Origin of the sequence: Streptomyces sp. NBC_00104, assembly GCF_045160825.1 — a bacterium.
Taxonomy (GTDB): Bacteria; Actinomycetota; Actinomycetes; order Streptomycetales; family Streptomycetaceae; genus Streptomyces.
Map to the genome: position 1 here is coordinate 9,599,896 of NZ_CP108215.1, position 20,235 is coordinate 9,620,130.

Here is a 20,235-nt window from a genome sequence, read left to right on the forward strand (position 1 = left end):
GGCTAGTGTTCTGAGTCGGGAATTCTGTTCAGATAACTGGCGAGGCGTTCGAGGATCTCGTCTGCGGTCTTCGTCCAGACGTAGGGCTTCGGGTCGGTGTTCCAGGCGGCGATCCAGTTGCGGATGTCCTTCTCCAGGGCTTGGACGGACCTGTGAACGCCGCGCCGTATCTGCTTGTTGGTCAGTTCGGCGAACCATCGCTCGACGAGGTTCAGCCAGGACGAGCCGGTCGGTGTGAAGTGCAGGTGGAAGCGGGGGTGGGCCGGCAGCCACTTCTTGATGGCGGGGGTCTTGTGGGTGGCGTAGTTGTCGCAGATGAGGTGGACATCCAGGTCGGCGGGCACCTCTTTGTCGAGCTTGGTGAGGAACTTCTTGAACTCCTCAGCCCGATGTCTGCGGTGCAGGGAGCCGATCACTTTGCCGGTGGCGACCTCGAGGGCGGCGAACAGGGTGGTGGTGCCGGCGCGGACGTGGTCGTGGGTCACCCGCTCGGGAACCCCGGGCATCATTGGCAGCACGGGCTGGGATCGGTCCAGGGCCTGGATCTGCGACTTCTCGTCGACGCAGAACACCAGGGCCCGCTCGGGCGGGTCCAGGTAAAGGCCGACGACATCGTGGACCTTGTCGACGAAGTACGGATCGGTCGACAGTTTGAAGGTCTCCGACCGGTGCGGCTGCAGGCCGAAGGCCCGCCAGATCCGTGAAACCGACGACTGCGAGAGGCCCGTCTCCTTCGCCATCGACCGCGTCGACCAGTGCGTTGCGTTCTTCGGAGTGGATTCCAGCGTCTTGGTGACTACCGCGGCAACCTGCTCGTCCGTCACGGTCCTTGGGCCGCCCGGACGCGGCATGTCACCCAGACCGGCGATCCGGTACTGCACGAACCGGGCCCGCCAGCGGCCCACCGCATGGGGTGTGGAACCGAGCTGAGCAGCCACGTCCTTGTTCGAGGCGCCCTCGGCGCAGGCCAGGATGATCCGACACCGCAACGCCCATGCCTGCGGCGTGGAACGTCGCCGCACCCACTCCTCGAGTGCGGCCCGTTCTTCGTCCGACAGTGTCAACTCGGCCTTCGGCCGCCCCGTCCGTGCCATGGAGCAAGCCTATACATCTGAACAGAATTCCCGACTCAGAACACTAGGACAGACAGCCCACGTGCGCCAGGGCCTGCTTCAGCAGGACTCCCTGGCCGCCCGGCATCTCGTTCTGCACGGAGGCCGACGCCGCTTCCTGGGGGCTGAACCACACCAGGTCGAGCGCGTCCTGCCGGGGGCGGCAGTCGCCGGCCACGGGGACGATGTAGGCGAGGGACACCGCGTGCTGACGCGGGTCGTGGAACGGGGTGATGCCCTGCGTCGGGAAGTACTCGGCGACGGTGAAGGGCTGCAGGGCGGACGGGACGCGGGGCAGCGCCACCGGCCCGAGGTCCTTCTCCAGGTGGCGCAGGAGCGCGTCCCGCACCCGCTCGTGATGCATCACGCGGCCGGAGACCAGATTGCGGCTGACCGTCCCGTCCGGGCCGATGCGCAGCAGCAGCCCGATGCTGGTGACTTCGCCGCTGTCGTCGACGCGCACGGGCACCGCCTCGACGTACAGGATCGGCATCCGGGCGCGCGCCGACTCGAGCTCGTCGGACGGCAGCCAGCCGGGCGTGGTTTCGGTCATGTCAGACATTGGCCGATCATACTTTCAACGTCAGGCGGAGCGCGCGTCGCTCCGATCACACCTGTCAGAGATGCCCCCGTCGCTCCGCTCGCATGCGCCGCGTCGACGATCAGTCGTCCCGCTCGCTCGAGCCGCGTCGACGATCAGTCGTGCGCGGCCCACATTCCGCGCACATGACCGAGGTGGCGGGTCATCACCGCGTGTACGGCGGCCTCGTCGCGGGCGAGGAGGGCGTCCAGGAGTTCCAGGTGCTCCTGCGCCGAGGACAGCAGCCGGCCCGACTCGGCGAGCGCGGTCAGGCCGTAGAGACGGGAGCGTTTGCGCAGGTCGCCGACCACCTCGACGAGGTGCGCGTTGCCCGCGAGGGTGAGCAGACCGAGGTGGAAACGGGTGTCGGCCTCGACGTACGCGATGAGGTCCCCGGCGGCCGCGGCGGCGACGATCTCCCGGGCGGCGGGCCGCAGCGCCTCCAGGGAGACCGGATCGGCGGTCCGGGCCAGGCCGACGGTGGTCGGGATCTCGACGAGCGACCGGACATGGGTGTACTCGTCGAGCTGCTTCTCCGTGACGGCGGTGACCCGGAACCCCTTGTTGGGCACGGTGTCGACCAGGCCCTCCTTGGCCAGATCCAGCATGGCCTCGCGCACCGGCGTCGCCGAGACACCGAAGCGGGCGGCGAGCGCGGGCGCGGAGTACACCTCGCCCGGCCGCAGCTCTCCGGCGATCAGCGCGGCCCGCAACGCGTCCGCGACCCGCTCGCGGTAGCTGCCCTTCTTGCCGCCGAGCACCGGCAGGGCGGGGGCCGGGGGAGCGGCGGCGGAAGCGGCACGGGCGGACGGGCTGCCGGTGCGCTGCGAGGCCATGGGGGGCATGCGGTCTCTCCTGGAGTCCTGAGGTCCTGAAGTCCCGGGATCCTAGAGGACGAATCCGGACGGGAACGGGTCGGACGGGTCGAGCAGATACTGGGCCGTGCCGGTGATCCAGGCACGGCCGGTGAAGCTGGGCAGTACGGCCGGGACACCGGCCACCTCGGTCTCGCCGAGTAGTCGTCCCGTGAACCGGGTGCCGATGAAGGACTCGTTCACGAACTCGGTGTGCAGCGGCAGTTCGCCCCGCGCGTGCAGCTGCGCCATGCGCGCGCTGGTGCCCGTGCCGCAGGGCGAGCGGTCGAACCAGCCGGGATGGATGGCCATCGCGTGCCGCGAGTGCCGGGCGGTCGCGCCGGGCGCGTACAGGTGCACGTGGTGGAGGCCGTGGATCGACGGGTCCTCCGGGTGAACGGGCTCCTCCTCGGCGTTGACGGCCTCCATGAGGGCGAGGCCCGCCCGCAGGATGTCGTCCTTGCGGTCGCGGTCGAAGGGCAGCCCGAACCGCTCCAGCGGCAGGATGGCGTAGAAGTTGCCGCCGTATGCCAGGTCATATGTCACCGTCCGCCCGTCGGCCAGTGTGATCTTACGGTCGAGGCCGGCGGAGAACGACGGCACGTTCTGCAGGGTGACCGCCTTCGCCGCGCCGTCCTCCACCTCCACCTCGGCCACGACGGGACCCGCCGGGGTGTCCAGACGGATGGTGGTCACGGGCTCGACGACCTCGACCATGCCGGTCTCCACGAGCACGGTCGCGACGCCGATCGTGCCGTGGCCGCACATGGGCAGATAGCCCGAGACCTCGATGTAGACGACGCCGTAGTCGCAGTCGGGGCGGGTCGGCGGCTGCAGGATCGCGCCGCTCATCGCCGCGTGGCCGCGCGGCTCGTTCATCAGCAACTGCTTGACGTCGTCGCGGTGTTCACGGAACCACAGCCGGCGTTCGTTCATGGTGGCGCCGGGGATCGTGCCGATCCCGCCGGTGATCACCCGGGTGGGCATGCCCTCGGTGTGCGAGTCGACGGCGTGCAGGACGAGTTTGCTGCGCATGACCGGTCCTCCCTTTCTGAGGTGGTTACGCGAGGCCCGCCGCGACGGCCTTCTCGGTGGCCGCGCGGATCACGGCCTCCTGCTCCGGCAGCAGCTCCACCCGGGGCGGACGGCAGGGTCCGCCGTGCCGGCCCACGAGGTCCATGGACAGCTTGATGGCCTGGACGAACTCGACCTTCGAGTCCCAGCGCAGCAGCGGGTGCAACTGCCGGTACAGCCCCTTGGCCGTCGCGAGGTCGCCGTCCACCGCCGCGTGGTACAGCTCGACCGTCGCGGCGGGCAGCGCGTTCGGATAGCCGGCCACCCAGCCCTTGGCGCCCGCCGTCGCCAGCTCCAGCAGGACGTCGTCCGCGCCGATCAACAGGTCCAGTTCCGGCGCGAGTTCAGCGAGCTGGTAGGCCCGGCGGACATCGCCCGAGAACTCCTTCACGGCCCGGATGCAGCCCTCGCCGTGCAGCTTGGCGAGCAGTTCGGGGACGAGGTCGACCTTGGTGTCGATCGGGTTGTTGTACGCCACGATCGGGACGCCCGCCTTCGCGACCTCCGCGTAGTGCGCGAGCACCGACCGCTCGTCGGCGCGGTACGCGTTCGGCGGCAGCAGCATCACCGAGGCGCAGCCCGCGTCCCGCGCCTGCTCGGCCCAGCGCCGGGACTCGGCGGACCCGTACGCGGCGACCCCCGGCATCACACGCGCGCCGCCGATCGCGGCGACGGCCGTCTCGACGACCTTGGCGCGCTCCTCGGGCGTCAGTACCTGGTACTCGCCGAGCGAGCCGTTCGGCACGACACCGTCACAGCCGTTCTCGACCAGCCAGGCGCAGTGCTCGGCGTAGGTGTCGTGGTCGACGGAGAGGTCGTCGCGGAAGGGGAGTGCGGTGGCGACGAGGACGCCGCGCCAGGGACGGTTCTCGGTGACGGTCATGGTGGGTTCCCTCTCAGTGGGGTGTGACATATTACTGGTGGTCGCAGGGCGTCAGGTCGGCTTCTGGCAGGAGGGGTGTCACCCCGGTGGCGAGCCTTCAGGGCTCGCGGTCTCTCCCGCCCGGGCCAGCACGCCCAGCGGCACCGGTCGGGCGAACGGCCGCCGGGCCACGGCCTCGTCGCACCCGGCGAGCCCCGCGACCGCCGGCCCGCACATCCGGCCCTGGCACCAGCCCATCCCGGCACGGGTGAGCAGCTTCACCGTCCGCACGTCCCCGGCGCCCAGCTCCCCGACGGCCTCACGGACGGCCCCGGCGGTGACCTCCTCGCACCGGCAGACGACCGTGTCGTCGGTGACCTGCTCGGTCCAGTGCGCCGGCGGAACGTACACGTCGTCGAGCACATCGAAGAACTCCCGCAGTCTTCCACGGGACTTGGCGGCTGCCGCCCACTCGGCCGGGTCCGGAACCCGGCCCCGGAGCCGGGCGGCGGCCGACCGCCCGGCGATGTGCCCCTCGGCGAGGGAGAGGGCCGCGCCGCCGATCCCCGTGGTCTCGCCCGCCGCCCAGACCCCCGGCACATCGGTGCGCTGTTCGCCGTCGGCCCACACCCGTGACCTGGCGGACTCGACACGGCAGCCGAGCGTCTCGGCGAGGTCGGTGTGCGGCAGCATGCCGTGGCCGACGGCGAGCGTGTCGCAGGGGATGCGCCGCTCGGTGCCGGGCCGCACGCGCCCCTCGGTGTCGAGCGCGGCGACGGTCACGGCCGCCAACCGGTCGCCGCCCCGCGCCTCGACGACGGTATGGCGGACGAGGGTCCGCACCCGGCGGCGCAGCAACCCCACCGCGTATCCGGCCCCTTCGGCGAGCTTGTCCGCCCGGCCCGCCAGCGCTCCGGTCCGCCGCACCAGGGCCCTCGGGTCCGCGGACTCGACCAGCGCGGCCACCGTGACGCCCGCCGCCGCGAGCCCGGTCGCGACCGGCAGCAGCAGCGGACCGGTCCCGGCGACGACCGCCGTACGGCCGGACACCACGAGCCCGCCCTTCAGCATGGCCTGCGCGCCCCCGGCGGTGACCACGCCCGGCAGGGTCCAGCCGGGGAAGGGCAGCACCTTCTCGTAGCCGCCGGTCGCGAGCAGGACGGCGTCCGCGTGGACCTCGGCGGGCTGCTCCTGACCGGGGCCCAGCAGGGCGTGCACGGTGAAGCGCCCAGGGCCCTCGGGGTGCCGCTCCACGCACCACACGTGGTGGTCCGCGAGGTGGGTCACGCGCCCGGCGGCGACCTGCCGTTCGAGGCCGTCGCGCAGCCGCCGCCAGGTGCGCCACCCGTGGTGCAGGGCCTGCGGGCGCCGCGCGCCGAGCCCGGCCGCGGGCTGCCGGTAGAACTGGCCGCCGGGTGCCTGGGCGGCGTCGACCACCGTGACCCGGACGCCCTGACCGGCCGCCGCCAGCGCCGCGGCGAGCCCGGCCGGGCCCGCGCCGACGACCGCGAGGTGGGGGAGGGGTGGCGTGTGTTCAGTGCTCATGGCCCGTCCCCTCCTGGGTGCGGATCGTGTCGCCCGGTCGGACCGGAACCAGACAAGCCCGTTGATTGGGGCGGTCGTTGACGGTGACCAGGCAGTCGAAGCACACGCCGATGCCGCAGAAGATCCCGCGTGGCCGGCCCTCGCCCCGGGTGGTGCGCCAGGACGTCACCCCGGCGGCCCAGAGGGCGGCCGCGACCGTCTGGCCGGGCAGCGCCTCCATCTCCCGGCCGTCGAGGGTGACGGTGAAGGCGGGGCCCGGTACGGCCCGCGCCCACTCCAGCGGGTTCATGCCGCGTCCCCCTCGTACGCTTCGAACCGGTCCGGACGGAACGGTGTGAGGTCCAGATCGGGTGTCCCGCCCCCGAGCGCCTGGGCGATCAGCTGCCCGGTGCCGGTGGCGAGCCCGATCCCGGCGCCCTCGTGGCCGCAGGCGTGGAACAGGCCCGGGACCCGGGGATCGGGTCCGATCGCGGGCAGATGGTCGGGCATGTACGGCCGGAAGCCGACGTAGGTCCGCAGGGCGCGCACCCGCTCCAGGAACGGGAACAGCCGGGTCGCGCCCGCCGCCAGCGCCCGTACGACGGGCAGCGAGAACGACCGGTCGAAGCCGACCCGTTCGCGGCTCGCGCCGATCAGTACCGGCCCGGCGGCCGTGCCCTCGACGACCGGGGAGGTCTGGAGCGCCGCCGAGTCGCTGGCCACGTCGGCCACGTAGTCGGCGGCGTACACCTTGTGCCGCACCATCGGCGGCAGCGGCTCGGTGACGAGGACGAAGCCGCGCCGGGGGAGGACGGGAAGGGTGACTCCGGCGAGCGCGGCCAGTTCACCGCCCCAGGTGCCCCCGGCGTTCACCACCGCCGGAGCGTGGAGGTCGCCCCGGTCGGTCCGTACGCCGCGGACGGCACCGTCCGGTGTGCGCAGCACCTCGGTCACGGTCCGGCCGGTGAGCAGCCGGGCGCCGGAGGCCCGTACGAGATGGGCGGCGGCCAGGGTGGGCATCACCTGGGCGTCCTGGGGGTAGTGGATGCCGCCCGCGAGGCCGGGCGCCAAGTGCGGTTCCAGGTCGGGGAGTTGGTGCGCGGTGACGGCAATCGCCTTGACGCCGGCGGTGCGTTGCCCGGCCGCGAACCGCTCCAGCGCCGCGAGTCCTTCCGGCGCGGAGGCGACGACGACGCCGCCCTTCGGCTCGTACTCGATCGCCGCCGCCAGACCCGGCTCGGCGGCCAGCTCCGCCCACAAACGGTGGGACAGCAGGGCGAGTTCGAGCTCGGGGCCGGGCTCCTTGTCGGAGACCAGGAGGTTGCCCTCGCCGGCACCGGTCGTGCCGCCGGCCACCGGGCCACGGTCCACCACGACGACGCCCAGACCCGCCCGGGCCGCGTACAGGGCGCAGGCCGCGCCCACCATTCCCGCTCCGACAACCACGACGTCGCAGGTCAGTCGCTCGGTCACCTCAGTACTATGTCACATGGTGCTGAGTCGTGGAATACCTCGGCGAGGCGTTCGGGGCGAGTCGCGGGCTACTCTTCAGCCACCCCGACCCACCCCACCCCCAACCCACCTCGGTCCCACCGCAGTCTCATCCCGCCCACCCCCATCCCCCTTCCTTCCTGAGGACAGTGCGATGTCACACGACAGGTCTTGCTGCGCTCCAGGCCGCGAGCCGGTGGCCGGGGCGCCCGGTGGTCCGGTCGATGTTCCGTCGGACGTGACTCCGGCGGTGCCGACGCGGGACGGCGAACGGTTGACGGCACTGCCCGGCGGGGTGTTCCTGATGGGCACCGAGGACGAGGTGGGGTACCCGGCGGACGGTGAGGGCCCGGTCCGTGAGGTCGAGCTGAGGCCGTTCCGTATCGCCGCGACGACCGTCACCAACGAACAGTTCGCGGCCTTCGTGGACGCGACCGGATACATGACCGAGTCCGAACACTTCGACTTCTCCTTCGTATTCGAGGGCTTCCTCCCCGCCGGGCTGCTCGCCGTCTCCCCGCGCGTCCCGGGCACTCCGTGGTGGCGCGGCGTCCGGGGCGCCACCTGGCGAGAGCCGGCGGGCCCCGGTTCCTCCGTCGACGCGATCCTCGACCACCCGGTGGTGCACGTCTCCTGGAACGACGCGCGGGCCTACTGCGCCTGGTCGGGCACCCGGCTGCCCACCGAGGCGGAATGGGAGTACGCGGCCCGCGGCGGCCTGGAGCAGCGGCGTTATCCCTGGGGTGACGAACTCGCGCCCGACGGCCGTCACGCCTGCAACATCTGGCGCGGCACCTTCCCCACCGACAACACCGCCGCCGACGGCTACCGTGCGACGGCCCCGGCCGACGCCTTCGAGCCCAACGGCTTCGGCCTGTACAACACCGTCGGCAACGTGTGGGAGTGGTGTGCCGACCGGTTCAGCCCGGACTTCCACGTCACCGGGCCGCGCACCGACCCGACGGGGCCGTCCGACGGCCCGGCCCGGGTGATGCGCGGCGGCTCCCACCTGTGCCACGCCTCCTACTGCAACCGCTACCGCGTGGCCGCCCGCTCCTCCAACACCCCCGACAGCGCCGCCGGGAACATCGGCTTCCGGGTCGCGGCGGCGGCCTGAACCACCGGGCCCGGCCGATCCGTTCCGTCCTCGTCCGCTTTCGGCAGCGGAGGCAGCGGAGGCAGCGGAGGCAGTGGTGGGCCCGGTCGGCGGGCCGTCGCGGTCAGGTCCGCGGCGTCGACCGCTGGACCGCCCTGACCCGGCGGTCGAACTCACGGTTGAGCAGCGGCATGAGAACGCTGCCGAAGCGGGCCAGCGCGCGGGTGCCCGTGTCCGGGCAGATCGTGAAGCGCCGCTGATCGATGCCCTTCACGATCGCCGCCGCGACCTTCTCCGCCGTGAGGGGCTTGATGGTGCCGCCGACCACACGGGTCTCCTCCGGTTTCCACAGGTTCTCCTCGGCGAGCTGCGGGGTGTCCACGTCCGGCGGGAACACCACGCCGACATGCACGCCACGCGGGGTCAGCTCGGCCCGCACCGACTCCATCAGGCCGCGTACGGCGAACTTGGCCGGGCCGTACGCGCTGTAGCCGAAGATGCCGAGCAGCCCGGCGGCGGACGACACCGCGACCACGCTGCCGTACCCGCGCTCCACCATGCCGGGGGCGACGGCGCGCAGGGCGTGGAGGGTGCCGAAGTAGTCGACCTCGATCATCTGCCGGAAGACGTCGTCGGGCAGGTCGAGGAAGTGCCCCGGGCGGGCGAGCCCCGCCGAGGTGACCAGGATGTCGCAGGGCTGCGCCTGTTCGTCCTCCAGCTCGGCGATGGCCCTGGTGAGGGCCCGCTGATCGGCCACGTCGGCGGTCCGTGCGGCGACCGACGCTCGTCGTGCGGCGGCTGACACGTCCTTCGCCGCCTCCTCCAGGCGCTCCGCGCCCCGCGCGACGAGCGAGAGTTTCGCTCCGCGTGCAGCCAGCAGCCGGGCGGTGGCCAGACCGATGCCGCTCGACCCGCCGGTGACGATGACATGTGTCGAACCGATGTCCATGGGACGGGTGTTCCGCAGTCTCATGGCGGGGAGCGTAGCGGTCGTCACCGTGGGAGAAGAGGCCTCGGGCCCGGCCGGTCAGAGTCCGAGTCCCTGCACCATCTCGTCCACGACGACGCGGCATCGGGGCAACGGGCGCCGGTCCGCTCGCGAAGGAGCAGTGTCGTCGTCGGCCGCTCGGGCGGCTCGGTCCGTCGGCGCGGCCACCGGGATCTCCCGCAGCCACTGCTGGACCACGCGCAGCGGGAGGTCGTGGCGGCGCGCGGCGTCCCCTGCCGTGAGCCTGCCGGAGAGGATGTCCGCGAGGATGCGGATCCGCTCGGTCGGGGAGAACTCCGAGGCTTTCAAGGGCCGGTCCTTTCCGTGGGCGTTCACCGATGTCGCAGTCGAGCCGTCGGAACCCGGGACGAGGTCGTCGTCCCGTTCCCGGATGACCGTGCGCCGTGAGCAGCTTCGGACCGTGCGCGGGAGCGGCCCTGACCGTGGCGTTGCCCGCGGCCGTCAGGAAGGTGAAGAACCTCGGTCCCCGCCCTCGCTCCCACACCCGGTCACCCTCGCGGCCGAGTACCGGGGTGGCCCCCGGTCAGTCCTCCCGCGCACGGGTGCGACGGGCCCATGACCGATTCCGTCGCCCACCGCCCCGAGCCGCCGCCGCAGGCTCCCGGCCCGACCCCGGTCACCGAGCGGATCGCCGAGAAGCGGATCGCCGAGGAGAAGGCAGCGCCCGTCACCGGCGCGGGGAACCGCGCGATCAGCCACACACCGCCGGCACCGACAACGCGCCGACGCCCTCACCCCCCCACACGCACCCCCACACCCCCACACCCCCATGCCCCCATGCCCCCATGCCCCCATGCCCCCATGCCCCCATGCCCCCATGCCCCCATGCCCCCATGCCCCCATGCCCCCATGCCCCCATGCCCCCATGCCCCCATGCCCCCATGCCCCCATGCCGAGACTCGAACGCCCCACCCGGCATGCCCCCACCCCCCGACCCCCTGAAACTGACCCCATGCCAGGACCCGCCCCCGACCCCCGCACCAAACCCAGCCGCATCGAGGACTACGCCCTCATCGGCGACCTCCTCACCGCCGCCCTCGTCGGCAAGGACGGGAGCGTCGACTGGCTCTGTCTCCCCCGTTTCGACTCGCCCGCCTGCTTCGCCGCCCTGCTCGGCGACGAGGACAACGGCCGCTGGCGCATCGCCCCGGCGGACGAGAACGGTCCGTACGCCCGCCGCCGCTACCGGGACGACACGCTGATCCTGGAGACGGAGTGGGAGACGGCCGGCGGCCAGGTCCTGGTCACCGACTTCATGCCGTGCCGCCAGGGCGCCCCCTGCGTCGTACGGATCGTCGAAGGGCTCTCCGGCACCGTCGACATGCGCATGGACCTGCGGCTCCGCTTCGACTACGGCCGGGTCCTGCCCTGGATGCGCCGCCGGGACGGGCATCTGACGGGGACCGCGGGGCCCGAGTCGGTCTGGCTGCGCACCCCCGTGCGGCCGGTCGCCCACGGCACCGTCCACACCGCCGTCTTCCCCGTCACGGCAGGCGAACGGATCCCCTTCGTACTGACCTGGCACCCCTCCCACCTGCCCGCACCGGAAGAGGTGGACGCGTTCGAGGCGCTGCGCACCACGGAGGCGTACTGGCGCCGCTGGCTGCGCAAGCTGACGTACGACGGGCCGTACCGCGACGCCGTCGCCCGCTCCCTGATCACCCTCAAGGCCCTGACGTACCAGCCGACCGGCGGCATCGTGGCCGCCCCGACCACCTCCCTGCCCGAGGAGATCGGGGGCGTCCGGAACTGGGATTACCGCTTCTGCTGGCTGCGGGACGCGGGCATGACGCTGGAGGCGTTGCTGCGCAGCGGCTTCAAGGCCGAGGCGGACGCCTGGCGGGGCTGGCTGGAGCGGGCGGTGGCGGGGCGGCCCGAGGACGTGCAGATCATGTACGGCATCGCGGGGGAGCGGCGGCTCACCGAGTGGGAGGCCGACTGGCTGCCGGGCTACGAGGGGTCGCGCCCGGTGCGGATCGGCAACGCGGCCGCCGCGCAGCGGCAGCTCGACGTACCCGGTGAGGTGATGGACGCCATCCATCTGGCCATCGGCTGCGGACTGCGCCCACGCCAACACCTGGTCTCCCTGCAGGCGGTCTTCCTGGACCACCTGGAGCAGGTGTGGACCGAGCCGGACCAGGGGCTGTGGGAGATGCGCGGCGCCCCCCGCCACTACACGCACTCCAAGGTGATGTGCTGGGTCGCCTTCGACCGGGCGGTCAAGCTGGCCGAGGCGCACTCCCGCCCCGGCCCGGTGGAGAGATGGCGGGCGGTCCGCGACCGTATCCACCGAGAGGTCTGCGAGCAGGCCTTCGACCCGGCACGGAACACCTTCACCCAGTCGTACGGCTCCCGCGAACTCGACGCCGCGCTGTTGCAGATCCCGCAGACCGGGTTCCTGCCGCCGGACGACCCGCGGGTGATCGGCACCATCGAGGCCGTGCGGCGCGACCTCCTCAACGACGGGCTCGTGGCTCGCTACTCGGCGGGCACCGACGACTCCCCGGACGGCCTGACCGGCGGCGAGGGCGCCTTCCTCGCCTGCTCGTTCTGGCTCGCGGACGCCCTGCGGATGATCGGCCGGGAGGACGAGGCCCGCGCCCTGTACGAGCGGCTGCTGGAGCTGCGCAACGACGTCGGACTGCTCGCCGAGGAGTACGACCCCCGCGCCCGCCGCCAACTGGGCAACTTCCCGCAGGCGTTCACGCACGTCCCGCTGATCCGGGTCGCCTACGAGCTCGACCGTCACGCCTTCCACGCGCGCCGCGGCAACCCCAGGGCGGCGCCCGGGACGCCCCCCGGCACGAAGGAGGGATGAGGAGTGCTGTCCGGGTTCCTCGGCAGGGCCGTCGAGCTCCTGCTCGGCAGGGAAGCCGGGGCCGCCCCCTCCATCTCAAGGCGGCGGGCGGCGCCACCGCCGTACCGGTCGTGGTGATGCTCCTTGGCTCCTGGGCCGTGACCGCCGCCGAGCACGGCGCGCCGCGTGCCAACCTGCCCTCGTACCCGAAGGCCCTGTGGTGGTCCATCGAAACGGCGACCACCGTCGGGTACGGCGACTGACCGGTGTCCACGCCTCGGACGTCGCAACCATTCCTCGGACACCCTCTTGACGCACGGCGTGGGCAGCTCGACACTCCAGGTGGGGTATTTCCTAGTGAACAGGTAGGGAATGATGGGGCGTCTGGAGCCGGTGGTCACTCGTGTGCCGCGCACACGCCGGCAGTCCCTCCTTCTGACCTCCCGCCGTCACATCGATCTGCTGCGCGTCTGCAGCGCGAGAAGCCCCCTGAGCTGAGCTGACCTGAGCCGAGCCGAGCCGAGCCGAGCCGAGCCGAGCCGCGGCGTGGCGCGCCGCAGCGCTCGCGCGTCCGTGTACTCGCGTCATCGCGTCATCGCGTCATCGCCGCGTCATCGTGCAACCGTGCACCAGAACCCCCGGGGAGACACATGTCCGCCATGCCCGTCCACGCCCTGAACGCCGTTCCGTCGCCGCGGCCCCTGCCCTCCTTCCGGGGGCGGATCGGCTGCGACGCCCGCAGTGGCCACTACGCCGTGCCGCGCCGCTACCGGCTCCATCTCTCGCTGTCCTGTCCGGGAGCCCTGCGCATCGCCGTGGTGCACAGCCTCCTCGGGCTCGCCGACGCCTGTCCCGTGACCCTCCTGCCCGCCGTGCCCGACGGCCCGAACGGCGAGCACTCCGCGCTGCGCCCGCTGTACGAGGCGAGCGCCCACCGCTACTCCGGGGCGGCCGTGGCGCCGGTGCTCAGCGACGACTGGTCCGGACGCATCGTCAGCACCCATGCCCCCGACATCATGCGCGACCTCGCCCGACGCTTCGGCGGCGGCCGCCCCGAGCTGTACCCGGAGGGGGCGGAGGCCGAGATCGAGGGTGTCGCGCGCCTCTGCGAGCAGGGCATGGACGCCGCCGCGCAGCGCGCCGGCCGCGCCGACGCCGACGACCCGGAGCGCCGTGAGGCGCTCGGCTCCCTGCTGCGCACCCTGCGCTCGCTGGACGCCCGGCTCGCCGGACAGGAGTACCTCCTCGGCGACGAACTCACCGCTGCCGACGTCGAGTTGTGGGTGGCGCTGGTGCGGCTCGACACCGTGCATCGCTGGCATCTGGACGCCTCCGCCGTGCGCCGCGTCGCCGACCACCCGCACCTGTGGGCGTACGCGCGCCGACTCGCCGCCCACCCCGCCTTCGGCTCCCACCTCGACCTCGACGGCATCGCCCGCCGTCATCACGCGCACTGTCGGGGCCTGGAGGCGGCGGGTGCCGCCGTACAGATCCTGGACTGGGCCTCCCACGTCCCGGACCAGGCCGTATCGACAGGCGGACAGGCGTCCCATGTGCTGGACTGACGTTGACAGCGGCCCGCGGAGCCTGAGTTACTTACGGCCACCCGAAGAGCACGAGGCCCCCTGGGCCGGAAGAGCGATGGTGACGGACATGTACGCAACCCCGAGGCACGCCGCATGGCGCCGCCAAGGTTGCGTACCGCTCTGCGCCGACCGCGCCGTCGATCTGCTCCGGGTCAACAGCGCACTGTGTAGCGCACGCTAGCGCGGTCCGGGCCCGACCCGGCGCCGTGCTCCCGTCGAGGCTGACGGTTCCCCCGAACCTCTGAGGCGCCGCACCAGCGGTCCGTCCTCTTTCGCCAGCCCCGGTGTCGTGCGCATCCGTGTGTCTTCCGTGCCTCCGTACGGCGAGTGGTCCCCGCCCGCCGTACGACCGACGAGCGGTCCCGTCCGCCGTACGGCCGAAAGCGCCCGCGTCGCCTGGGGTTCTCGCCACCCTCGACTACGTGAGCTCCGGCCGCGCCGGCCTCCGGGTGCAGATCACCGCCCGGCCGAACGAGGCCGCCCACTTCGGCCGCCGTACCGTCCCGCGCATCGAGGCCTACGACAGCCCGGACGCGCAGGAGGTGGTGACCGAACTGTTCGACGAGGCCGCCGACTACGTCGAGGTCGTGCGCCGCCTCTGGGACAGCTGGGAGGACGACGCGGAGATCCGGGACGTGAGCACCGGCCGCTTCATCGACCGCGACAAGCTGCACTACATCGACTTCGAGGGCCGCCACTTCAGCGTCAAGGGCCCCTCGATCACGCCACGTCCTCCGCAGGGCCAGCCCGTCGTGAGCGCCCTCGCCCATGACACCGTCCCGTACCGGCTGGTGGCCCGCCAGGCCGACATCGGCTACGTCACCCCGCACGACACCGACCAGGCGCGTGCGATCGTCGCCGAGATCCGCGCGGAGCAGCGGGCCGCCGGGCGCGCCGACGAGCCGCTGCACGTCTTCGGCGACCTGGTGGTCTTCCTCGACGACGACCCGGCCGAGGCGGCGGCCCGACGCGAGCGCCTCGACGCGCTCGCGGGTGAGCCGTACACCGGTGACGCCCGGATCTTCACCGGAACACCGGCCCAACTAACCGTCCTGTTGCAGGAGTTGGCGGCTGTCGGTCTGACGGGCTTCCGGCTGCGGCCCGCCGTCGTGGGCCACGACCTCCCGGCGATCACCCGCGGTCTCGTGCCGGAACTGCAGCGCCGCGGCGTCTTCCGCCGCACCTACGAGGCCGAGACCCTGCGCGGACTGCTGGGCCTGCCCCGCCCCGCCGACCAAATATACGACTTGGATGTCGTCGGCCGTCCCGACACCTTCACCGTCCTCGCCGCGCTCGCCGCCGTCACCGAACGTCTGGGACTGACCGGCACCATCAACTCCACCTTCAACGAGCCGTACGAGGTGGCCCGCCAGTTCGCGAGCCTGGACCACCTCTCCGACGGGCGCGCCGCGTGGAACGTCGTCACCTCCTGGGACGCCTTCACCGGCGAGAACTTCCGCCGGGGCGGCTTCCTGCCGCAGGAGGAGCGTTACTCCCGCGCCAAGGAGTTCCTGGCCACGGCGAACGAACTCTTCGACTCCTGGAACGGGGACGAGATCGTCGCCGACCGGGAGACGGGCGTCTTCCTGCGGGACGCCAAGGCCGGAGCCTTCGTCCACACCGGGCGGCACTTCGACATCGAGGGCCGGTTCAACGTCCCGCGCTCACCGCAGGGCCGCCCGGTCGTCTTCCAGGCGGGCGACTCCGACGAGGGCCGCGAGTTCGCCGCGTCGAGCGCCGACGCCATCTTCAGCCGGTACGCGAGCCCGGACGCGGGCCGGGCCTTCTACACCGACGTCAAGAACCGGCTCGCCCGCTACGGCCGCCGCGACGACCAGCTGCTCATCCTGCCCGCCGCGAGCTTCATTCTTGGCGACACCGACGAGGAGGCGGAGGAGCTCGCCCACGACGTCCGCCGGCAGCAGGTCAGCGGCGCCACCGCGATCAAGCACCTGGAGTTCGTCTGGAACCGGGACCTGTCCTCCTACGACCCGGAAGGCCCGCTCCCCGACATCGACCCGGACGTCAGTGACACCCATATCTCCAAGGACCGTGCCCAGGTCCGCATGTACCGCGATCCGCTCGCCACCGCCCGTGAATGGCGGGAGCTCGCCGCCGCCCACAACTGGTCCATCCGCGACCTGGTCATCGAGACCGGCAACCGGCAGAACTTCATCGGCACCGCCGAGACCGTCGCCCACACCATCGACGCCTACGTCCAGTCCGACGCCGCCGACGGCTTCATCCTCGTCCCGCACATCACTCCCACCGGCCTGGACACCTTCGCCGACAAGGTCGTGCCGCTGCTCCAGGAACGGGGTGTCTTCCGCGCGGACTACGAAGGCACGACGCTCCGCGACCACCTGGGCCTGGACGCGCCTTCCTAGCCGCGCCCGGGTGGTCCCGTTCGGGCGAGGACGTCACCCTCGTGGCGCTCGCCGCCAAGTCCCGTTGCCCTCGAAGCCGCCCGGCGACCGGCCGAGGAGGGCGTCGACGTCGAGGTGATCGACTCGCGCGGCTGGTGCCCCTGGACACGGCCACCATGCTGCGCTCACGTCGTACGAGACCGACCGCCTCCAGCCGCTTGTGCAGCGGGTGCGCCCCACCGTCGGCCGAGTCATGAGGACGGTCCGCGACCTCGCCGCATACTGACTGCCCGTCAGCTTTCAAGCGGACCCACCTCTGGGAGGAACGGCGATGACCAAACGGATGCTCCTGCGCTCGGGCCATGTCGTCACGATGGATCCCGTCATCGGTGACCTGCCCAAGGGTGACGTCCTCGTCGAGGACGGCACGATCACGGCGGTCGAGCGCGAGATCGGCGCGCACGTGGACGCCGAGGTGCTCGACATGGCCGGCCGTATCGTCATCCCCGGCTTCGTCGACACCCACCGGCACACCTGGGAGGCGTCGATCCGCGGCTGCGCCCCCGACGCCACGCTCGACGACTACTTCGTCGATGTTCTCGACACCTTCGCCCCCGTCTACACCCCCGAGGACGTGTACGCCGGCAACCTGGCCGGCACCCTGGAGTGCCTCAACGCGGGCATCACCACCCTCGTCGACTGGTCGCACATCAACAACACGCCCGAGCACCCGGACGCCGCGATCCAGGCGCTGACGGAGACCGGCATCCGGGCCCAGTACGCGTACGGCAGCGCCAACACCTCACTCGCCGACTACTGGTTCGACAGCAGCATCGCGGTACCCGGTGACGACGTACGCCGGATCCGCGACCGTCACTTCGCCTCCGACGGCGGCCTCCTCACCATGGCCCTGGCCACCCGGGGCCCCGGCTTCTGCACCGACGACGTCGTCACCCAGGAGTGGGGACTCGCCCGCGAGCTGGGCATCCCGATCACCGTGCACGTCGCCATGGGGCGCCTGGCCGGACGCTTCGGCATGGTCAAGCAGTTGCACGGACTCGGGCTGCTCGGCTCCGACACGACCTACGTCCACTGCTGCCATCTCAGCGAGGACGAGTGGCGGATGGTGGCCGACAGCGGTGGCACGGTCTCCATCGCCGCCCAGGTGGAGACCCAGATGGGGCACGGCTGGCCGCCCGTGGCACAGGCGATCGAACACGGGCTGCGGCCGTCCTTGAGCATCGACGTCGTCACCACCGTGCCCGGCGACATGTTCACCCAGATCCGGGCGGCCTTCGCCGCCGAACGGGCCCGGGTCAACGCCGACTGCTGGACGGCCAACCTACCCGTACCGGCCACCATGTTGACGGCACGTCAGATGTTGGGGATCGCCACGCTCAACGGGGCCCATGTGGCCGGCGTGGAGGACCGTACCGGCTCCCTCACCCCCGGCAAGCGGGCCGACATCGTCGCTCTCGACGCCACCGCCGTCAACATGGCGCCCGTGCACGACGCGGCGGCGGCCGTGACCCTCAGCGCGGACGTCTCCAACGTGGACACCGTCATCGTCGACGGCGTGGTCCACAAGCGCGACGGCAGGCTGCTCGCGGACGTCGGCCGGGCCCGCCGTCTGGTCGAGGAGTCACGCGACCGGCTGCTGGCGGCCGCGGCGGCGAGGAAGCAGGACGCGTGACGAACCACGCGATACGACGAGCCGCCGAGATCCCCCGACTGCCGTACGGCAGTCGGGGGATCTCGGCGGCTCGCGATCAACGGCGAGGAGGACGGCGTCGTTTGCACCGGCTTCGGCATCCGAGAACTACGGCCGGACGGCGGCCGCTACTGGCTCGCCGCCGACGGCACGATCGGTGCCCCTCCCGGCCCCGCGAACTCGCCGGCGCCGGGAGGGGCGCCGACGGGCCGCCTCTCGACCATGCGGGACGCGGTCGGCGCCGTGGACTTCCTCCCCGGCAACCCGTTCGGTGGACGCGGTGAACGTGAATGCCGACGCGGGGGGCTGCTGCCCTGACACCGCGTGCCCGCCGCGCTCTCAGTCCTGGCGCGGCCAGTTCTCGGCCTCGAACATCCACCGCTGCTTCTCCAGCTCATAGGTCAGGGAGATCAGCAGGTCCTGCGTGACCTTGTCGGCTTCCTCCGTGGCGTCGATACGCTCGCGCAGCCGACCGATCGCCGTCTCCAGCGCCTCCACCAGCAGCCGTACGACCTCGTCGTCCCGCAGCCAGCCCTCCTTCGGCCCCTGCAGGGCGAACCGCGCCGCCACGGTCTCGGGCCGTCCGTCCGGGGCGACCCCGAGCGCCGCCGCGCGTTCGGCGACCTGATCGGCGAACGACCGTGCGGTGGACACCACCTCGTCGAGCTGGAGGTGGATCGAACGGAACCTCGGTCCCACGATGTTCCAGTGGGCCTGCTTCCCGATCAGCGAGAGTCCCAGCAGATCCACCAGGCTCTCCTGCAGCGCGTCGCCCGCGATCCGGCGGGCGGGCTCGGGAAGGGTGCTCCTCACTATCGTCATGACGCGTTACTCCTCATCGCTTCGTACCGGCGAACGCCTCGTGCCGGGCGGCGTCGGCGCTTCCCGCCCTGCGGAGCAGGTCGGTGCGTTCCTCCTCGCCCATGCCGCCCCACACGCCGGCCGTCTGCCCGCTGGCGAGCGCCCAGTTGAGGCACTCGCGGCGTACCGGGCAGCGGGCGCAGACGCGCTTGGCGGCGGCGACGTCGTCGAGCGCCGGTCCTGTAGTGCCCACGGGGAAGAACAGTTCGGGGTCCTCTCCCACGCAGGCCGCTCTCAGCAACCACTCCATGCGGGGCCGGGTGCCCCGGTCGGACAGGGGGAAACGCGGCATACCGCGCGCGTGGAACCAAACGCTCCGCGGACTCGGCGCGTATCGGCGGCCCCGGTGGGAGCGGGTCTCAGCGCCCCAGCACGTCGTCCACGAACTCCTTGACGTCCGCCAGCACTTCGCCCTTGTTCGTCTCGTTGAAGACCTCGTGCCGGGCGCCCGGATAGACGCGTTCGGTCCACTCGGTGCCGCGGAACTCCTCGATCCCCGTGCGGCTGCCGGGCAGCGGCACGATCCGGTCGTCGTCGCCGTGCAGCCACAACAGCGGAAGCGGACCGATGGACCCGCTCTTCGAGATCGTCTCCAGGGCGCGGTCGATGGCCTCCAGCGTCGGCCGTTTGAACGGGCCGTGCCACACCAGCGGATCGTTCGCGTACGTGGCGCCGACGGCCATGTCCCGGGAGAGCAGCTTCGGGTCGAGCGGGACGTCGGGCAGCTCCGGCGCTCCGAGCAGCACCCGCAGGGGCTCCCAGATCCCGATCAGCGGCCCGGACAGCACGACCGCGGCGAGCCCGGCGCCGTACCGCTGGGCGTAGCGCGCGGCGATCAGCCCGCCCATGGAGTGGCCGATCAGCACCAGCGGCAGACCCGGATACGCGGCCCGGGCCAGCCTTTCCACGGCGTGCACATCGGTGACCACGGCCTCGAAGTCCTCGATCAGCACCCGCTCGCCCGCCGATCTGCCGTGCCCCATGTGGTCGGGCCCGAAGACCGCCGCGCCGTGCCGCACCAGGGCGTCGGCGACGTGTTCGTACCGGCCGACGTGCTCGCCGTAGCCGTGCACCAGCAACACGACGTACCGCGCCCCCTCGCACGGCCATTCCCGTGCGGTGACACCGCCCCGCGTACCGGCGAAGCTGTGCTCGCGCGAGTCGGCCATGACTCCTCCAACCACGTCGGGGAAGGTACCCGGGGGATCTTGCCAGCCCGTCGGACGATGGTCCATGGGCCGTCCGGGGCGAAAGGCCGAACCGGACGGCAGGATCAACTGGCGAGACGGTCCTGTCGTGCGCAGATAGGTGC

Annotated in this window: 17 protein-coding genes and 3 pseudogenes; 7 read left to right on the plus strand and 13 right to left on the minus strand. The window is 72.1% G+C overall.

Going from position 1 to position 20,235, the window contains the following annotated elements; translation table 11 throughout:
* Positions 1-2: 2 nt before the first annotated feature.
* From OG272_RS41970 to OG272_RS42005, 8 genes are all read right to left on the minus strand, one after another.
* Positions 3-1,094, minus strand: a complete 1,092-nt coding sequence (locus tag OG272_RS41970; protein ID WP_327727918.1) for an IS630 family transposase — start codon at positions 1,092-1,094, stop codon at positions 3-5.
* A gap of 43 nt (positions 1,095-1,137) precedes the next feature.
* Positions 1,138-1,665 carry an NUDIX hydrolase family protein gene (locus tag OG272_RS41975; RefSeq protein ID WP_405896127.1) on the minus strand — a complete coding sequence of 176 codons (528 nt, stop codon included), beginning with the start codon at positions 1,663-1,665 and terminating at the stop codon, positions 1,138-1,140.
* Between the two features lie 143 nt (positions 1,666-1,808).
* Positions 1,809-2,528 (minus strand): GntR family transcriptional regulator, encoded by a 720-nt coding sequence (locus tag OG272_RS41980; protein WP_405896128.1) that lies wholly within the window; start codon positions 2,526-2,528, stop codon positions 1,809-1,811.
* A gap of 51 nt (positions 2,529-2,579) precedes the next feature.
* Positions 2,580-3,581, minus strand: a complete 1,002-nt coding sequence (locus tag OG272_RS41985) for a proline racemase family protein (RefSeq protein ID WP_405895773.1) — start codon at positions 3,579-3,581, stop codon at positions 2,580-2,582.
* 25 nt (positions 3,582-3,606) lie between these two features.
* The gene (locus OG272_RS41990) at positions 3,607-4,503 is read right to left on the minus strand and encodes a dihydrodipicolinate synthase family protein (RefSeq protein ID WP_326574497.1); all 897 of its coding nucleotides are present in this window, start codon (positions 4,501-4,503) and stop codon (positions 3,607-3,609) included.
* Positions 4,504-4,581: 78 nt separating this feature from the next.
* Positions 4,582-6,027 carry an NAD(P)/FAD-dependent oxidoreductase gene (locus OG272_RS41995; protein ID WP_327726741.1) on the minus strand — a complete coding sequence of 482 codons (1,446 nt, stop codon included), beginning with the start codon at positions 6,025-6,027 and terminating at the stop codon, positions 4,582-4,584.
* A complete protein-coding gene (locus tag OG272_RS42000) occupies positions 6,017-6,316 on the minus strand; it encodes a (2Fe-2S)-binding protein (RefSeq protein ID WP_327726740.1) in 300 nt (99 codons plus the stop codon). The genes OG272_RS41995 and OG272_RS42000 overlap by 11 nt, the downstream gene beginning before the upstream one ends.
* Positions 6,313-7,479: an NAD(P)/FAD-dependent oxidoreductase gene (locus OG272_RS42005; protein WP_405895774.1), complete on the minus strand. Its 1,167-nt coding sequence runs from the start codon at positions 7,477-7,479 to the stop codon at positions 6,313-6,315. Before OG272_RS42005 ends, OG272_RS42000 begins: the two co-directional genes overlap by 4 nt.
* A gap of 172 nt (positions 7,480-7,651) precedes the next feature.
* On the opposite strand from OG272_RS42005, the gene OG272_RS42010 reads away from it, so the two are divergent.
* Positions 7,652-8,614: a formylglycine-generating enzyme family protein gene (locus OG272_RS42010; RefSeq protein ID WP_405895775.1), complete on the plus strand. Its 963-nt coding sequence runs from the start codon at positions 7,652-7,654 to the stop codon at positions 8,612-8,614.
* Between the two features lie 103 nt (positions 8,615-8,717).
* Here the strand turns inward: OG272_RS42010 and OG272_RS42015 are convergent, their stop codons facing one another.
* Together OG272_RS42015 and OG272_RS42020 are read right to left on the minus strand one after the other, a co-directional pair.
* Positions 8,718-9,566, minus strand: coding sequence for an SDR family oxidoreductase (locus tag OG272_RS42015; protein WP_327726737.1), 849 nt, complete (start codon positions 9,564-9,566; stop codon positions 8,718-8,720).
* A 54-nt stretch (positions 9,567-9,620) separates the two neighbouring features.
* Positions 9,621-9,890, minus strand: a complete 270-nt coding sequence (locus tag OG272_RS42020; protein ID WP_327726736.1) for a hypothetical protein — start codon at positions 9,888-9,890, stop codon at positions 9,621-9,623.
* Between the two features lie 664 nt (positions 9,891-10,554).
* Here OG272_RS42020 and OG272_RS42025 point away from each other — a divergent pair.
* The 6 genes and pseudogenes from OG272_RS42025 (at position 10,555) to OG272_RS42050 (ending at position 18,044) form a co-directional block, all read left to right on the plus strand.
* Positions 10,555-12,420 (plus strand): glycoside hydrolase family 15 protein, encoded by a 1,866-nt coding sequence (locus tag OG272_RS42025; protein ID WP_327726735.1) that lies wholly within the window; start codon positions 10,555-10,557, stop codon positions 12,418-12,420.
* Between the two features lie 3 nt (positions 12,421-12,423).
* Positions 12,424-12,659: pseudogene (locus OG272_RS42030) on the plus strand (ion channel); the annotation flags it as partial.
* Between the two features lie 390 nt (positions 12,660-13,049).
* Positions 13,050-13,964, plus strand: coding sequence for a glutathione S-transferase C-terminal domain-containing protein (locus tag OG272_RS42035; RefSeq protein ID WP_327726734.1), 915 nt, complete (start codon positions 13,050-13,052; stop codon positions 13,962-13,964).
* 320 nt (positions 13,965-14,284) lie between these two features.
* Positions 14,285-14,953 (plus strand): annotated as a pseudogene (locus OG272_RS42040) (LLM class flavin-dependent oxidoreductase); the annotation flags it as partial.
* A gap of 195 nt (positions 14,954-15,148) precedes the next feature.
* Positions 15,149-16,372, plus strand: a pseudogene (locus tag OG272_RS42045) (NtaA/DmoA family FMN-dependent monooxygenase); the annotation flags it as partial.
* Between the two features lie 310 nt (positions 16,373-16,682).
* Positions 16,683-18,044, plus strand: coding sequence for an amidohydrolase family protein (locus OG272_RS42050; protein ID WP_405895776.1), 1,362 nt, complete (start codon positions 16,683-16,685; stop codon positions 18,042-18,044).
* 357 nt (positions 18,045-18,401) lie between these two features.
* Here the strand turns inward: OG272_RS42050 and OG272_RS42055 are convergent, their stop codons facing one another.
* The 3 genes from OG272_RS42055 to OG272_RS42065 form a co-directional block, all read right to left on the minus strand.
* Positions 18,402-18,884 carry a DNA starvation/stationary phase protection protein gene (locus OG272_RS42055; protein WP_326574482.1) on the minus strand — a complete coding sequence of 161 codons (483 nt, stop codon included), beginning with the start codon at positions 18,882-18,884 and terminating at the stop codon, positions 18,402-18,404.
* A 13-nt stretch (positions 18,885-18,897) separates the two neighbouring features.
* Positions 18,898-19,173, minus strand: a complete 276-nt coding sequence (locus OG272_RS42060) for a WhiB family transcriptional regulator (RefSeq protein ID WP_405896129.1) — start codon at positions 19,171-19,173, stop codon at positions 18,898-18,900.
* A 109-nt stretch (positions 19,174-19,282) separates the two neighbouring features.
* Positions 19,283-20,092 carry a lysophospholipase gene (locus tag OG272_RS42065; RefSeq protein WP_326574481.1) on the minus strand — a complete coding sequence of 270 codons (810 nt, stop codon included), beginning with the start codon at positions 20,090-20,092 and terminating at the stop codon, positions 19,283-19,285.
* Between the last annotated feature and the right edge of the window lie 143 nt (positions 20,093-20,235).

What these genes read in the sequence shown, in the direction of transcription:
- OG272_RS41970 (WP_327727918.1), bottom strand. Translation starts at nt 1,094, where the DNA reads ATGGCACGGACGGGGCGGCCGAAGGCCGAGTTGACACTGTCGGACGAA.
- OG272_RS41975 (WP_405896127.1), bottom strand. Translation starts at nt 1,665, where the DNA reads ATGACCGAAACCACGCCCGGCTGGCTGCCGTCCGACGAGCTCGAGTCG.
- OG272_RS41980 (WP_405896128.1), bottom strand. Translation starts at nt 2,528, where the DNA reads ATGGCCTCGCAGCGCACCGGCAGCCCGTCCGCCCGTGCCGCTTCCGCC.
- OG272_RS41985 (WP_405895773.1), bottom strand. Translation starts at nt 3,581, where the DNA reads ATGCGCAGCAAACTCGTCCTGCACGCCGTCGACTCGCACACCGAGGGC.
- OG272_RS41990 (WP_326574497.1), bottom strand. Translation starts at nt 4,503, where the DNA reads ATGACCGTCACCGAGAACCGTCCCTGGCGCGGCGTCCTCGTCGCCACC.
- OG272_RS41995 (WP_327726741.1), bottom strand. Translation starts at nt 6,027, where the DNA reads ATGAGCACTGAACACACGCCACCCCTCCCCCACCTCGCGGTCGTCGGC.
- OG272_RS42000 (WP_327726740.1), bottom strand. Translation starts at nt 6,316, where the DNA reads ATGAACCCGCTGGAGTGGGCGCGGGCCGTACCGGGCCCCGCCTTCACC.
- OG272_RS42010 (WP_405895775.1), top strand. Translation starts at nt 7,652, where the DNA reads ATGTCACACGACAGGTCTTGCTGCGCTCCAGGCCGCGAGCCGGTGGCC.
- OG272_RS42015 (WP_327726737.1), bottom strand. Translation starts at nt 9,566, where the DNA reads ATGAGACTGCGGAACACCCGTCCCATGGACATCGGTTCGACACATGTC.
- OG272_RS42025 (WP_327726735.1), top strand. Translation starts at nt 10,555, where the DNA reads ATGCCAGGACCCGCCCCCGACCCCCGCACCAAACCCAGCCGCATCGAG.
- OG272_RS42035 (WP_327726734.1), top strand. Translation starts at nt 13,050, where the DNA reads ATGTCCGCCATGCCCGTCCACGCCCTGAACGCCGTTCCGTCGCCGCGG.
- OG272_RS42050 (WP_405895776.1), top strand. Translation starts at nt 16,683, where the DNA reads ATGACCAAACGGATGCTCCTGCGCTCGGGCCATGTCGTCACGATGGAT.
- OG272_RS42055 (WP_326574482.1), bottom strand. Translation starts at nt 18,884, where the DNA reads ATGACGATAGTGAGGAGCACCCTTCCCGAGCCCGCCCGCCGGATCGCG.
- OG272_RS42060 (WP_405896129.1), bottom strand. Translation starts at nt 19,173, where the DNA reads ATGGAGTGGTTGCTGAGAGCGGCCTGCGTGGGAGAGGACCCCGAACTG.
- OG272_RS42065 (WP_326574481.1), bottom strand. Translation starts at nt 20,092, where the DNA reads ATGGCCGACTCGCGCGAGCACAGCTTCGCCGGTACGCGGGGCGGTGTC.